The 12897-nt window shown below is 65.3% G+C and carries 15 protein-coding genes; 8 read left to right on the top strand and 7 right to left on the bottom strand.

Annotated elements, in window-relative coordinates; all coding sequences use genetic code 11:
• Positions 1 to 14: 14 nt before the first annotated feature.
• Entirely contained in the window at positions 15 to 692 is a 678-nt protein-coding gene (locus F3H96_RS04515) for a PspA/IM30 family protein (protein ID WP_149790744.1), read from the bottom strand.
• A 173-nt stretch (positions 693 to 865) separates the two neighbouring features.
• Here F3H96_RS04515 and F3H96_RS04510 point away from each other — a divergent pair, with 173 nt between their 5' ends.
• Positions 866 to 1507, top strand: coding sequence for a TetR/AcrR family transcriptional regulator (locus F3H96_RS04510; RefSeq protein ID WP_149790743.1), 642 nt, complete (start codon positions 866 to 868; stop codon positions 1505 to 1507).
• A gap of 52 nt (positions 1508 to 1559) precedes the next feature.
• Positions 1560 to 1853 carry an HlyU family transcriptional regulator gene (locus F3H96_RS04505; protein WP_149790742.1) on the top strand — a complete coding sequence of 98 codons (294 nt, stop codon included), beginning with the start codon at positions 1560 to 1562 and terminating at the stop codon, positions 1851 to 1853.
• A gap of 51 nt (positions 1854 to 1904) precedes the next feature.
• On the opposite strand, the gene F3H96_RS04500 is transcribed toward F3H96_RS04505, so the two are convergent.
• From F3H96_RS04500 to F3H96_RS04490, 3 genes are read right to left on the bottom strand one after another with little or no spacing between them, the layout of a single operon-like run.
• Complete coding sequence (locus F3H96_RS04500; protein ID WP_149791156.1) at positions 1905 to 2837, bottom strand: 3-keto-5-aminohexanoate cleavage protein; 933 nt, start codon at positions 2835 to 2837, stop codon at positions 1905 to 1907.
• Between the two features lie 37 nt (positions 2838 to 2874).
• A complete protein-coding gene (locus F3H96_RS04495; protein ID WP_244619908.1) occupies positions 2875 to 3102 on the bottom strand; it encodes a hypothetical protein in 228 nt (75 codons plus the stop codon).
• 56 nt (positions 3103 to 3158) lie between these two features.
• Positions 3159 to 3803 carry an FMN-dependent NADH-azoreductase gene (locus tag F3H96_RS04490; protein ID WP_149790741.1) on the bottom strand — a complete coding sequence of 215 codons (645 nt, stop codon included), beginning with the start codon at positions 3801 to 3803 and terminating at the stop codon, positions 3159 to 3161.
• A gap of 115 nt (positions 3804 to 3918) precedes the next feature.
• On the opposite strand from F3H96_RS04490, the gene F3H96_RS04485 reads away from it, so the two are divergent.
• Entirely contained in the window at positions 3919 to 4866 is a 948-nt protein-coding gene (locus F3H96_RS04485) for a LysR family transcriptional regulator (RefSeq protein WP_149790740.1), read from the top strand.
• Here the strand turns inward: F3H96_RS04485 and F3H96_RS04480 are convergent.
• Positions 4808 to 5434 carry a TetR/AcrR family transcriptional regulator gene (locus tag F3H96_RS04480; RefSeq protein WP_149790739.1) on the bottom strand — a complete coding sequence of 209 codons (627 nt, stop codon included), beginning with the start codon at positions 5432 to 5434 and terminating at the stop codon, positions 4808 to 4810. The genes F3H96_RS04485 and F3H96_RS04480 overlap by 59 nt on opposite strands.
• A gap of 65 nt (positions 5435 to 5499) precedes the next feature.
• On the opposite strand from F3H96_RS04480, the gene F3H96_RS04475 reads away from it, so the two are divergent.
• Positions 5500 to 5925, top strand: a complete 426-nt coding sequence (locus F3H96_RS04475) for a VOC family protein (RefSeq protein WP_149790738.1) — start codon at positions 5500 to 5502, stop codon at positions 5923 to 5925.
• Positions 5926 to 6025: 100 nt separating this feature from the next.
• Positions 6026 to 6943 (top strand): arginase family protein, encoded by a 918-nt coding sequence (locus tag F3H96_RS04470; protein WP_210248147.1) that lies wholly within the window; start codon positions 6026 to 6028, stop codon positions 6941 to 6943.
• Here the strand turns inward: F3H96_RS04470 and F3H96_RS04465 are convergent.
• Positions 6940 to 7884, bottom strand: coding sequence for a trypsin-like peptidase domain-containing protein (locus F3H96_RS04465; protein WP_149790737.1), 945 nt, complete (start codon positions 7882 to 7884; stop codon positions 6940 to 6942). The two genes, F3H96_RS04470 and F3H96_RS04465, sit on opposite strands and share 4 nt — an antisense overlap.
• Before the next feature lie 160 nt (positions 7885 to 8044).
• On the opposite strand from F3H96_RS04465, the gene F3H96_RS04460 reads away from it, so the two are divergent.
• The 3 genes from F3H96_RS04460 to F3H96_RS04445 all read left to right on the top strand — a co-directional run bounded on the left by F3H96_RS04460 (position 8045) and on the right by F3H96_RS04445 (position 10758).
• Complete coding sequence (locus F3H96_RS04460) at positions 8045 to 8920, top strand: S1C family serine protease (RefSeq protein WP_149790736.1); 876 nt, start codon at positions 8045 to 8047, stop codon at positions 8918 to 8920.
• A gap of 8 nt (positions 8921 to 8928) precedes the next feature.
• Positions 8929 to 9573 carry a helix-turn-helix transcriptional regulator gene (locus tag F3H96_RS04455; RefSeq protein WP_149790735.1) on the top strand — a complete coding sequence of 215 codons (645 nt, stop codon included), beginning with the start codon at positions 8929 to 8931 and terminating at the stop codon, positions 9571 to 9573.
• Positions 9574 to 9891: 318 nt separating this feature from the next.
• The gene (locus F3H96_RS04445; protein ID WP_149790734.1) at positions 9892 to 10758 is read left to right on the top strand and encodes an NAD(P)-dependent oxidoreductase; all 867 of its coding nucleotides are present in this window, start codon (positions 9892 to 9894) and stop codon (positions 10756 to 10758) included.
• Between the two features lie 534 nt (positions 10759 to 11292).
• Here the strand turns inward: F3H96_RS04445 and F3H96_RS04440 are convergent.
• Positions 11293 to 12897: OmpA family protein (locus tag F3H96_RS04440; protein ID WP_244619907.1), on the bottom strand; the 1605-nt coding region annotated here is incomplete at its 5' end.

Below are 12897 nucleotides of genomic sequence, written 5' to 3'. Positions count from 1 at the left end.
GGAAAATTGCGGGTTCAGTTCAGGGACTTCAGGCGCGCCAGGACGTGCTCGGCGCGCACTTTGGTGGCCGGTCCGTGGCCTGCTTCGGCGAGGCGCTCGCGGATCGCCTCGTGGCGCAATTCGCCGTCGATTTCGTCGAGGATGCCGGCCTCCTCGAACGGATCGCTGCTCTCCTTGATGCGGGCGAGCAGTTCCTCGGCTTCGTTGAGGCTTGCGGTGCGGCCGATCGAACGGTTGAGACGCGCCTGTGCCTGGCGTTCGGCATCGATTGCCCTGGCGGAAATCATGCCCTGGTTGAGATCGATGATGCGGCGATGCGCCTGTTCGACGGACAGGCGCATCCGCAAGGTCTTCTCGCCGAGGCTCTTGACCGTGGCGCGGCGGACCTCGCGCTCGTTCTCGAGTTCGGCGATTGCGGATGCGCCGCCCTCGGCAAGCGCCTGGTTGTTGGCGGAAAGCGCACTGAGCGTGCGAGTTTCCAGGTCGGCGATGCGGCGGTCGAGCTGGTCGAGGCTGGTCTGCTCGGCACGCTGGCGCACGATCAGCGCAGCGAGCGTCTGCTTCGCCGCGGCGAGGCCCGCCTCCGCGTCGCGGATGCGCTGGGCCAGAAGGTCTATCGCGAAACGATCCTTCAGATTGTCTTCGGCCCGTGCGCTGGCGCCATCCAGCAATGTCTTGATCAGGCTAAGCATGGTCTTCTCCCTGTTGTATGAACAATGTTCACGAAGTCAACATAACAGGAAATGAACATTGTTCAAGAACTATTTTGAACGCTGTTCATGGGGTGCCGGACATGGTAAACGCAAACAAATGGAATGGAGTCCGGGTCGGGCGCCCCGGTACCGCTCACAAGACAGGAAACAGCATGGCGCTGGACAAGGAAGAAATGAGCGAGAAGGTGCTCGCCATCGCCGAGGCGCTTCTCAACGAGGGCGGTGCTGCCAATCTGAAAGCGCGGACCATCGCCGAGCAAGCCGGCATTTCGGTCGGATCCGTCTACAATCTGTTTGCCGATCTCGACGAGGTGCATCGCGCCGTCAATATGCGGCTGCTCGACCGCTTGGGCGCGGCAGGCATAGCGGCCATGGCCGATCTCGAAAGGCAGGGGGTGACCGATGTCCGGCACCGCATCCTGGCGATGGCTGCCGCCTATGTGCGCTTCGTCGAGGCGCATCCCGGCAGCTGGCCAGCGGTGCTTGCCTTCAACCGCCGCCGCGCGACGCGGCCCGGTCCCGACGCCTACGACGCGTTGCTCGACGAACTGTTCGGCATCGTCGCCGGCGTGCTCAAGGCGGGAGATTTCGACCTCGATGACGAGCGCCGCGCGCTTGCGGCCCGGACCTTATGGTCAAGCGTGCACGGCATCGTGACCAGCGGTTATGTTGCGAATTCGGACAGCCGGCAGGCCGAAGAGATCTGGCGTCAGGTCGAGCTTCTGGTCGGCGTTTTTGTCAAGGGACTGGAACACGGCGGCGCATTCGAGCATGCTGAGACAAAGCCTCAGTGAACGTGGGACGCCGCGATTCCGCGGCCTTCCCAGTGAGATGGAGTTTTGAAAAATGTCTTTTCTCAAACGGCTTTTTGGCGGTGGCGGTGGTGAGGCAACGGAGACCGGCACTGCCAAGCCGGCAAAGCAGGTCGAGCACAAGGGGTTCCTGATCAGCGCGACGCCCTACAAGGCCGAGGGCCAGTACCAGACCTGCGGTATCGTCTCGAAGGAAGTGGACGGCGTGATGAAGGAGCATCGCTTCATCCGCGCCGACCGTTTCGCCGGGCTGGATGACGCCATCGACATCTCGATCAAGAAGGGCATCCAGCTTGTCGACGAGCAGGGCGAGAGGATGTTCGGCTAGCTGCTGAAATCGCAGCAATCAGGCTTCCAATCGCTAGATTTCTTGCCCCGATCAGAAGGCGACCTTGTCGCCGCCCTTGAGCTGCAGGATCTGGCGCGCCTCGTCGGGCGTGGCGATCGAGGCGCCGAGGCCTTCGATGATCTGGCGCACCTTGGTCACCTGTTCGGCGCTGGAGCGGGCGAGCCTGCCCTTGCCGATCCACAGCGAGTCCTCCAGGCCGACCCGCACATTGCCGCCCAGCGCGATCGCCTGGGTGGCGATCGGCAATTGGTGGCGGCCGGCGCCCAGCACCGACCAGTGGTAGTCGTTGCCGAACAGGCGGTCGGCGGTGCGCTTCATATGGGCGACGTCCTCCGGATGCGTGCCGATGCCGCCGAGGATGCCGAACACGCTCTGGACGAAGAACGGCGCCTTGACCAGGCCACGGTCGACGAAATGCGCCAGCGTGTAGAGATGGCCGATGTCGTAGCATTCGATCTCGAAGCGCGTGCCGTTGTCGGCGCAGGTCCGCAATATGTGCTCGATGTCGCCAAAGGTGTTGCGGAAGATCCGGTCGCGCGAGCTCTCGAGATAAGGCCGCTCCCAATCGTGCTCGAAGGTCTTGAATCGCTCCAGCATCGGGAACAGCGCGAAATTCATCGAGCCCATGTTGAGCGACGCGACCTCGGGCGCGAACACCTTCGCCGGCTTGACGCGTTCCTCCACGCTCATCGTCGCGGCACCCCCGGTGGTGATGTTGACGACGCAGTTGGAGCGCTGCTTGATGACCTGGAGGAAATGGGCGAATGCCTCGGTCGATTGGTCGGGGCGTCCGTCGAGCGGATCGCGGGCGTGAAGATGGACGATCGCAGCGCCCGCCTCGGCCGCCTCGATGGCCGCGGTCGCGATCTGCTCGGCCGTTACCGGCAGATGCGGCGACATCGACGGCGTGTGGATCGAGCCTGTGACCGCGCAGGTGATGATGATCTTGTTCCGGTTTGCCACGTTGTGATGCCCTGATCTTTCGCTGTTTGACCGCGCCCTATTTGACCGCCCCTGGGTAATGGCGGAAATGAACTGCTTCGACAACGCAATGCAGAGCAAGGTAGCCGGCAGCGCCGCCAGAGTCAGCCCGGCGAACAACACTCCCGTCGGCGGTGAATTCGCCGACGAACACGGTCAGCCCCTGCGGCAGTGTCTTCAAATCGTCGGAGGTGGTCAGCACCAGCGGGAAGAAATGGTCGTTCCAGATCGCACCGCTTGATGACATGAAAAAAGGCAGGCGCTGGTCGGCACCTGCCTTTTCATCCTGATGACCCGGCCTGACTACGCGGCGACGGCGACCTGGTCGGCATTTGCACTCGCGGCAGCGATGGCATCGACCTTGGCGGTGGCCTTGGCAAGCGCTGCCGTGACGGCATCGGCGCCCATACCAACGCCTTCGACGCGGATGACTTCGACGTCGGTCATGCCGAGGAACCCAAGCACGCTGCGCAGATAGGGAACGGCATGATCCATCTGCACTGCCGCACCCTCGGAATAGATGCCGCCGGAGGCGAGCACGACATAGACCTTCTTGCCGGTGACGAGACCCTTCGGGCCGCCTTCGCCATAGGCAAAGCTCTTGCCCGAGCGGGCGACATGGTCGACCCAGGACTTCAACGTCGAGGAGATGTTGAAGTTGATGAAGCCGGTGGCGAGGATCACCGTGTCGGCGGCGAAGAGCTCGTCGAGCACGTCGTCGGAAACGCCGACGACTTCGGCCTGGCGCGGCGTGCGGGCCTCGGCCGGCGTGTAGATGCCGGTGGCGTAATCAGGGTCGATATGCGGCAGCGGATTGGCGACCAGGTCGCGCACGACAAGCGTGTTGGACGGATCGGCGGCAACCAGCTTTTCGGCAAGATCGGTGGCGACGCGCGTTGAATGCGAAGCAGCGCCGCGCGGGCTGGACGTAACAAGCAGAATAGACATGGCGGTGTCCCCTTGGGGTTGGAGTGAACTTTCCCCGCCAATGTGGGATTGCCAGCCAATCGAAAAAACTGGTATAACATCGATATAATCCATCAATAAAATAGATGCTGAAGCCATGCAGCCAAACCCGACCCTGGATCAGCTCCAAACCCTGGTGGCGGTGGCCGATACCGGCAGCTTCTCGGCCGCGGGACGCAAGCTCAACCGCGCGCAGTCGGTGGTCAGCTACGGCATTGCCAATCTCGAGGCGCAGCTCGGCCTGAAACTGTTCGAGCGCGAAGGTGTGCGCGAGCCGCAGCTGACCGATGTCGGCAAGGCGATGCTGGAAGACGCGCGGCGCATGATCGGCGTCCTGCAGCGCATCCGCTCGCGCGCCGACGGCTACCGGCAAGGGCTGGAGGCGGAAGTGGCGGTGTCGGTCGACGTGGCGCTGCCTTCACCGGCATTGGTGCGCGTGCTCAAGGCGTTCGAGGCCCAGTTCCCGGCGGTCATGCTGCGGCTCTATATCGGCTCGCTCGGCCTGATCGTCGACCAGGTGGTCAACGGCCAAGCGGATCTCGGCTTTGGCGGCCTGCAAGGCGATGCCGAGGTCAATCTGCTACACATCGGCTTCACCTCGATGGTGCCGGCGGCCGCGCCCGACCATCCGCTGGCGAAACTGCCGAAGCCGGTCGCGGTCGAGGATCTGCGCGAGCATATCCAGCTCGTCGTCTCCGACCAGTCGGAGCGGACGCGCGGTCGCGACTATGGCGTCTTTGCCTACCGCACCTGGCGATTGACGGATGTACGCACCAAGCACGCGCTGATGCGAGAAGGCCTCGGCTGGGGCGGCCTGCCGCGCTGGCTGATCGCCGAAGACCTTGCCTGCGGCCGGTTGGTCGAACTCGATCTCGAGCCTTACCGTGAGGTGCGCTCGCCGATGTACGCGATGCACCGCACCGACCGCAGCCCCAAGCCGGCGGCGTCCTGGCTGATCGATGAGTTCAAGCGGCAGCTCGGCTGCTTCAACGAGATGGAGCCGGGCGTGTGGACGGAGCAGGGGCCGGAGACAAGCCGTCGATAAGCGCGACCAGCACCGCGCGGTAATCCGCGCCGGACGCGCCGGCCTCGATGGCTAGCGCCGCGCGATCGAAGGCGGCCGCCAGCAGGGCGGTCAGCGCCTCAACCGGCAATCTGGTCATCGCTTGCGCGCGCATGGCGGCGACCAAGCCTTCGCGCAGCGAGCGGTTGCCGTGGCGGTTGTCGATCTCATCCATGACGGCGCGGCCGAGCACGGCCGGCCCGTCGAGCAGCAGAAGCCGCGTGCGGCCGGGCGCGCGCATCGCCGCCAGATAGGCGTCCGATCCGGCGATCAAGGCGTCGCGCGCGGACAGCAAGGGCGGCGACGCATGGTCGATCTCCGCCGCCACCGCCGCCGCCTCCCGCTCGACGACTGCCGCGAACAGCGCCTGCTTGTCGGCGAAGTGATGGTAGAGCGCGCCGCGCGTCACGCCGGCCGCGGCTACGATCTCCGGCGTGCCGGTCTCGGCATAGGATTTTTCCGTGAACAGCTTTCGCGCTGCGCGGATCAGATCGGCGCGTGTCGCCTCGGTGCGGTCGCGGTTGGACCGGCGTCCGGATTCACGTTGCATACATGCAGCCTGTATGTTATTGCATTTACCTACAGACTGTATGTTATGAGGCAGGAGAAGGAAAGATGAAGACGACGAGCTACTATCCGGTGCTGATGACCGGCGATGTCGCTGGCACGGCGGCCTTCTACGTTAAGCATTTCCGTTTCGAGCCGCTGTTTACGAGCAACTGGTATGTGCATCTGCGGTCCAGCGAGAACAGGCGCGTCAATCTCGGCATCGTCGAGGGCGACCATGAGACAATTCCGGAAGAGGGGCGCGGACGTACGTCCGGTCTGCTGATCAATTTCGAGGTCCCCGATCCGGACGCCGTTTATGAGCGCGTCGTCGCCGCCGGACTGCCGATCCTGCGCTCGCTGCGCGACGAGCCCTTCGGCCAGCGCCACTTCATCACCAGAGATCCCAACGGCGTGCTGATCGACGTCATCAAGCCGATTGCGCCGAGCGAGGAATTCCTGGCGCAATATGCCGACGGCGTGGCGAGAGCGTGAGCTTCGATCTGGCAGCAGGTGTCGGCATTTGGCCGCGCCCATATGGCCGCAGCCCTTCGCGGCGATCTATGCTGGAGCGAATTGAATCGGACCCAGCCGCATGCGTGACATCTGCCTTATCGGCGCGCCCTCCAATCTCGGGCTGCGGCCATTGCGGCCGGGCCATGTGCCCGGCACCTGGCGCGCGCCTGAGGCCTTGAACGAGGCCGGGCTGGTCGAAGCCTTGACGCCCGCGGCAATCGCCGATCTCGCGCGGCCGGCCTATAGCGCCGAACCGGAGCCTGGCACCCGGCTGCGCAACGGCCATGCCATCCGCCGTTTCAATCTCGAACTGGCGGATGCCGTCGCTAACGCGCTCGGGAAAGGCGAGTGGCCGCTGGTCATCGGAGGCGATTGCTCGGTGCTGCTCGGCGCACTCGCCGCCGCGCGGCGGTCGGGTCCCGTCGCGCTGGTGCATGTCGACGGCCACAGCGACTTCCGCCATCCCGGCAATTATGACGTCAATGCCATGCTTGGCTCCGCCGCCGGTATGGACCTGGCGCTCGTCACCGGCCGGGGTGAGCCGCTGCTCACAGAATGGCCGGGCATTGCCGGTCCGCTGGTCGCGGACGAGGCGGTGGTGCAGATCGGCGAGCGCAACAGCCGCGATCCCGACTTTGCCTGGGCCGACATAAACGCGACCGCGATCACCCGCATCGATGTCTTCGCAGCCCGCCAACTGGGCGCGGTGGGAATGGTGGAGACGACAAGGGCGGCGTTGGCGCGCGCCGGCTTGCGCTACTGGCTGCATCTCGACGTCGACGTGCTCGACCAGACGGTGATGCCGGCCGTCGATTCGCCCGGCAGTCCCGGCATCGATCCCGACGACCTCGTTGCCACCCTGTCGCCGTTAGCGATGGACCAGCGCTGCATCGGCATGGACGTGACCATTTTCGACCCGGACCTCGACCCGAGCGGCGAAATGGCGCGATTGCTGGTGTCGCTGCTCGGTCGGATCGTCGGTCCAGGATCGGCTTAGCTCCGCGCCACCGGCGTCACGGCCACCTGGCTGACGCCGGTGCGGCGCACCACGGTGCAGAGCGTCTCGCGGCCGATGCGCTCGGCGTCGAGCATGCGCACCAGATCGTCAACGCCGGTAACAGGCCGGCCGTCGATGGCGGCGATGATGTCGCCTTCCTTCAGGCCGGCCTTGGCCGCCGGGCCGTTCTTCTCGATGCTGCGCAGGCGCACCGCCGTATTCGTGGTCACCTGCGACAGCAGCGCCGCCCGGCGCGGCAGGTTGGTGGTGTCGGCCGAAACGCCGATAAAGGCTCGCCGCACGCGGCCGAAGCGGATGATTTCGGAAATGACGAAGTTGGCGGTGTTCGAGGCAACCGCGAAGGCGATGCCTTGCGCGCCATGGATCATGGCGGTGTTGACGCCGATGACCTCGCCCGCCGACGACACCAGCGGCCCGCCCGAATTGCCGGGATTGAGCGCGGCGTCGGTCTGGATGACGTCGTCGATCAGCCTGCCGGTCGAGGCGCGCATCGAACGGCCGAGCGCGGAGACGACGCCGGCGGTGACGGTCCATTCGAAGCCGAGCGGATTGCCGATCGCGATCGCGATCTGGCCGCGGCGCAGGCGCTTGGAATCGCCGAGCGGCGCGACATCGGCGAAACTGCCGTCGGCCCTTACCAGGGCGATGTCGGTGTCGGGATCGCGGCCGAGCACCTGGCCCTCGCGCGCGGCGCCGTCGGGCATGGTGACGCGCACGGCGCGCGCATCGCCGACGACGTGAAAATTGGTGACGACCAGCCCGTCCTGCGCGATGACGAAGCCGGAGCCGTGGCCGCCGGCGCCGATGCGCTCGATGCGGCAGACGGCCGGACCGATGCGGTCGACAGCGTCGGCGACGGACATTGAGTAGGCATCGAGCAGGATGTCGTCGGGTGGAAGTTTTTCGGCCGCGAGAGCCATCGGCGTGTTCCCATGTGGAATGATGACTATATGTGCGGAGCAGCCGCGGGCGCCGCGACCTGACCAAATGGCCAGTCCGGCCGCAGACTAGCCGTCAGGCGAGTACCGGGGGCGGCGCCGTGGAGCGATATCTGGGTCACTGAACCCAGGAGATATTCTTATGAGCGACTTCAACCTCAGTGCCTTTTCCGATGCCGTTGCCGACGTTGCAGGCGGTGCTGCTGCGGCAGTGGCGAGTTTCGTGACGCACCACCACCGCACCGCGAGCGCCTTTCACTGGCGTGACGGCTACTTCGTCTCCGCCGAGGAAGCGGTCGAAGCCGGCGAGGAGATCGAGCTGACGCTGGCTTCCGGCGAAACCGTCAAGGCAGAGCTTGTCGGTCGCGATCCGTCGACGGGCGTTGCACTGCTGAAGCCGGCTTCCGCCGCCTCGGACCTGCCGCAGCTGTCGCCGGCCGCTGCCGTGCGGCCCGGTCATCTGGCGATTGCCGCCGGCAACAGCGAAGGCGCCGCGCTTGCCGTATTCGGCACCGTCGGCGAGGTCGGTCCGGCTTGGCGCTCGATGCGCGGCGGCACCATCGATCGGCGCATCAACCTCGCCATCAACACCGGAGGTCGCTTCGAGGGTGGCCCGGTGCTCGACGCCAGGGGCGGCCTCATCGGCATGCTCTTGTTCGGGCCGCGCCGGCGTGCGCTGGTGATGCCGTACGAGACGATCGAGCGCGCGGTGGCGACGCTGCGCGAGAAAGGCCATGTGGCGCGCGGCTATCTCGGTGCCGGGCTGCATCCGATCCGCAATGGCGATACGAAAGGCGCCATGGTGATGAGCCTCGACGACAACGGTCCGGCCAAGGCCGCCGGCCTGCATGTCGGCGACATCATCGTCGCCTGGAATGGCGAGGCCGTGCATGGTCCACGCGAGCTTATCCGCAAGCTCGGTCCCGACAGCGCCGGCACGTCCGTGACGCTCGGCGTATCGAGTGGCGGCGTGCAGCGAGACGTTTCAATCACCATCGGCGAAAAGCCGCTGAACTGAGAGGATCGATGGCGAGCACGGCTGCAAAAACGATCGAGCGACCAGAACCGTCGGCCCACCGGCTGATGGTGTTGGTGGCGCTCGGCGATGCCCGGCGCGCCGAACAACTTGCCGATGCGCTCGCCGTCAGTGACGATCTGCTGCTGACGCTGGCGGGGAGCATCACGGGTCAGGCGGCGGATGTCGCGGTGACCGATGACACGGCTTTGGCAAGCCGAGCTGTCGCTTCTACCATACCCACCGTCCTGCTTTCCCGACACAGCGGCAGCGAGCGGCTTCCCGGCAACGTGCTCGCCGTGCTGCCGCCGTCGGCGGATGGTCAGCTGATCGCCGCCGCGGCGCGGTTGGCCGCTTCGGGCTATCACATCAGCAGGTCGGGATCGCCGGAGGTCGCGCCTGGCGATTTCCACGATGGATCCGCGGAAGAGGACGTGCCGGACGACCATCAGTCCCGCCCGGCGTTGTCGCCGCGCGAGGCGGAAGTGCTGGCGCTGCTGGCCGAAGGCGCGCCGAACAAGGTGATCGCCAGGCGGCTCAACATTTCCGTCCACACGGCGAAGTTCCATGTCGCCGCGATCCTGATCAAGCTCGGTGCCGCCAACCGTACCGATGCGATTGCGATTGCGATGCGGCAGGGGCTGGTGCTGGTCTGATGCGTCCAGGTAGACAGCCGCTTCGATATCGGTCGGGCGGAAATTGTCGCCCTTGAACAGCAGCGGCATCGCTTCGAGCCGCGCCGCATAGGCGACGCCGTCGCCAAAGTTCAGGGCCGCGGCATGCGGCCTTTGCCGTAGCGAAGGAAGGCCTGGCGCGCGACGGCGGCGTGATCGCCAGCAAAGGCGATCGTCCCGATCGCGAGGCTGCGCAAGATAGCGAGGCTCCGTTGCGTCACCGTGGACTGGGCGCGCTGACCCTTGTGTCCCGGGGGCGGTGCAGGCAAGGATCGCGCGAGGAAGACAGGGAGGCGAGACATGTCGCTCAAGGGCAAGACGCTGTTCATCTCGGGCGGATCGCGCGGCATCGGGCTGGCGATCGCACTGCGCGCGGCGCGCGACGGCGCCAATGTGACGATCGCGGCAAAGACCGCCGAGCCGCATCCGAAGCTGCCGGGCACGATCTACACGGCGGCCGAGGAAATCGAGGAGGCCGGCGGCAAGGCGCTGCCGGTGCTTTGCGATATCCGCGACGAGGTGCAGGTCGCCGTTGCGGTGGCCAAGACGGTCGAGCGGTTCGGCGGCATCGACATCTGCGTCAACAATGCCAGCGCCATCCAGCTCACCGGCACGCTGGAAACCGACATGAAGCGCTACGATCTGATGCACCAGATCAACACGCGCGGCACCTTCCTGGTTTCCAAAACGTGCATTCCGCACCTGAAGTTGGCCAGCAATCCTCACATCTTGAATCTGGCGCCGCCGCTCGACATGAAGGCCAAGTGGTTCAAGAACCATGTCGCCTACACCATGGCCAAGTTCGGCATGTCGATGTGCACTTTGGGCATGAGCGCCGAGTTCGCCAAGGACGGTATCGCGGTGAATTCACTGTGGCCGATCTCGACCATCGATACGGCCGCCGTGCGCAATCTTCTCGGCGGCGCGACGGTAGCGGCGATGAGCCGCTCGCCCGAGATCATGGCCGATGCGGCGCGCGCAATCTTCATGCGGGCGTCGCGCGAGGCGACCGGCAATTTCTACATCGACGAGGAAGTGCTGCGCGCCGAAGGCATCACGGATTTTTCACTCTATGCGCCGGGCGGGGCCGATCAGCTCGCGGGCGACTTTTTCGTCCCCGACGAGGTCTTCGCGAACTCGCAGACGAAAGTCAGAAGAATCTACTGACTGGCCGCAGGCCGTCTCGATCGGTCTCGGCCTCGTGTCCTTGGCCAGCGCCATTCATGAGGGCTCCGCAGAAGTTTCCAGACAGACGAAAAACCCCGCCGGAGAGGGGGACCCGGCGGGGCTCAGTGTGTCCCGCTGGAGTCGGGACAGGGCAGGGAACGCCCTGCCCAGAATCTGGGTGCGGCAATGCGGCGATTCAATGAGCAGGCCGGGTCAAGCAGGACAATTCTTCTTGAGCCGGCTAGGAAAAAGGCCCGTCCGATGCGGACGGGCCCTCATCTGAGGCGCTGATTCCGAAAATCGGATCAGCACCTTGAAATCACACGCCAAAGCGCGTCGCGCTGACCCGGAGTCAGGTGACGCGCCTTAGAGCAATTCCAGGAAAAGTGTGACACGGTTTTCCGTCAGGAATTGCGTCAAAACAAAGACATAGAGCATTTCGCAGTTTCCGCGAAACGGTGAAACGCTCTAGTCCTTGTCAATGCATGTCGTGGTCCCAAAACCGCTGCACACTTTTGGGCGACATGGGATTGGTCACTGCTCGCCGTTGCTCGCTACCGGCGCCACCAGCGAGGTGATGCGGCGGATGGCGACGCGGCGGTTCTCACGGTTCGGGCCAGGCGTGTTTACCTTGAGATATTCCTCGCCATAACCCTGCGTCGTGAGGTTCTCGGCCGGGATGCCAAAGGCATTGGTAAGTGCCTCGGCAACCGCCTCAGCGCGACGGTCCGACAGAGCGAGGTTGGCATCCGGCGTGCCGACGGCGTCGGTGTGGCCTTCGATCAGGAAGGTCTCGGCCGGATTTTTCTTCAGCAGCCTTTCCATGGCGTTGGCGACGCCATCGAGCTTCTGCACCTCGGTGTCGGAGATCGTAGCCGACCCGAAGTCGAAGTTAAGCGTGTCGAGATCGATGCGCCGTGCGATGTCGCGCACGCGGGCCGACCGCTTCACCTCGTCGATCGAGTAGAGGCGCTGCACCCTCTCCACCGGCGGCTGTTCGAGGAAGGTGTAATACTCGTCCGGATCCTCGACTTCCTCCGAATCCAGGATGTAGTCCCGCCGCGGGATGGTGAGCCGCATCGGCGGCAGGTCGTCGCCGGGATCGCGCCACTCGTCGACGTCGTTGTAGTAGCGCTCGTCGACATAGCTCAGCACATATTCGCGCCCATCCGGCATGATGCGCGAACGCCTGACGACATCGCCATTGCGGTTGCGGATCGTGATGATCCTGATGCCGTTGTCGCGCTCCACGATTTCACGGGTTCGGCCGCCCGAAAGATCCTCGTAGTAGACATCTCTGGCGCCGCGCGTGATGCGAGGTGCCTCGTTGCTTTCCACGAATGTCTGGTTGTTGAACTGGAGGATCACGCGGTCGCCGAACTGCCTGACCACATCAGCACCCTGCGGCCGGCGGCGCTCGCGGACAACGTCCTGCGGCGTGAGTTCGACGCGCTTGCCCTTTTCCTCGGTGACGGGAGCGATCTTTTCAGGCTGGATCGCCTGCTGCGCCGTCTTGTCGTCGGTGGGCGGCGGCCCCTGATCGACCGGGGCAGGCCGCTGCGCTTGCTGGCCTCCCTGCTGTTCGGCCTGGTTGCCGCCTTGCTGTCCAGCCTGGTTGCCGCCTTGCTCGACGCCTGCCTGACCATTCTCGTTCGGGCCAGCCGGCTGGCGGCCCTTGCGCTTGCGAACGACGTCTTTCTGGCTGTCGAGGATTGGAGCCTCATTCGCGTTGGCAGGCGCTTCGCCCTGCGCGGCAGCGCCGGCGTTCGCGCCGCCTTCAGCTGGCTGTTCGCCGGTAGCGGGCTGGCCGCCGGTGGTTGCCTGGCCTTCGCTGGCGGGCTGCTTGCTCGAAGGTTGCTCTCCCGTCACGGCCTGACCGGCGCCGGGCTGCTCGCCGAGAGCCTTCCTGCGCTTCTTTGCCTTGTCCAGAGGCTGTTCGCCTTCGGCGGGCGCAGCTTGCCGATTGTTCTGCTGCGGCTCGGCTTGCTGTGCGGGCCCGCCGGCGGGGGCTTCGGTCTTCGGCGCCTGTTCGGACGGGGCGGTCTCGGTCTGCTGCTGATCCCGCTTCTTCCTGCGCAGCTTGTCCTGCGGCGCGTTGTCGTTGGCGGGCGCCGCCTGTTCGGCAGGCTGCTCGGCCGG

This window comes from Mesorhizobium sp. NFR06 (assembly GCF_900115245.1).
In the GTDB taxonomy this organism is placed as follows: Bacteria; Pseudomonadota; Alphaproteobacteria; order Rhizobiales; family Rhizobiaceae; genus Mesorhizobium.
The sequence above is the reverse complement of the archived record's forward strand: the minus strand, read 5'-3'. Positions and strand labels throughout refer to the sequence as shown.

Coding starts and splice junctions, on each gene's coding strand:
- F3H96_RS04510 (WP_149790743.1), top strand. CDS start 866: ATGGCGCTGGACAAGGAAGAAATGAGCGAGAAGGTGCTCGCCATCGCC.
- F3H96_RS04475 (WP_149790738.1), top strand. CDS start 5,500: ATGAAGACGACGAGCTACTATCCGGTGCTGATGACCGGCGATGTCGCT.
- F3H96_RS04505 (WP_149790742.1), top strand. CDS start 1,560: ATGTCTTTTCTCAAACGGCTTTTTGGCGGTGGCGGTGGTGAGGCAACG.
- F3H96_RS04490 (WP_149790741.1), bottom strand. CDS start 3,803: ATGTCTATTCTGCTTGTTACGTCCAGCCCGCGCGGCGCTGCTTCGCAT.
- F3H96_RS04445 (WP_149790734.1), top strand. CDS start 9,892: ATGTCGCTCAAGGGCAAGACGCTGTTCATCTCGGGCGGATCGCGCGGC.
- F3H96_RS04480 (WP_149790739.1), bottom strand. CDS start 5,434: ATGCAACGTGAATCCGGACGCCGGTCCAACCGCGACCGCACCGAGGCG.
- F3H96_RS04455 (WP_149790735.1), top strand. CDS start 8,929: ATGGCGAGCACGGCTGCAAAAACGATCGAGCGACCAGAACCGTCGGCC.
- F3H96_RS04485 (WP_149790740.1), top strand. CDS start 3,919: ATGCAGCCAAACCCGACCCTGGATCAGCTCCAAACCCTGGTGGCGGTG.
- F3H96_RS04515 (WP_149790744.1), bottom strand. CDS start 692: ATGCTTAGCCTGATCAAGACATTGCTGGATGGCGCCAGCGCACGGGCC.
- F3H96_RS04470 (WP_210248147.1), top strand. CDS start 6,026: ATGCGTGACATCTGCCTTATCGGCGCGCCCTCCAATCTCGGGCTGCGG.
- F3H96_RS04460 (WP_149790736.1), top strand. CDS start 8,045: ATGAGCGACTTCAACCTCAGTGCCTTTTCCGATGCCGTTGCCGACGTT.
- F3H96_RS04495 (WP_244619908.1), bottom strand. CDS start 3,102: ATGTCATCAAGCGGTGCGATCTGGAACGACCATTTCTTCCCGCTGGTG.
- F3H96_RS04465 (WP_149790737.1), bottom strand. CDS start 7,884: ATGGCTCTCGCGGCCGAAAAACTTCCACCCGACGACATCCTGCTCGAT.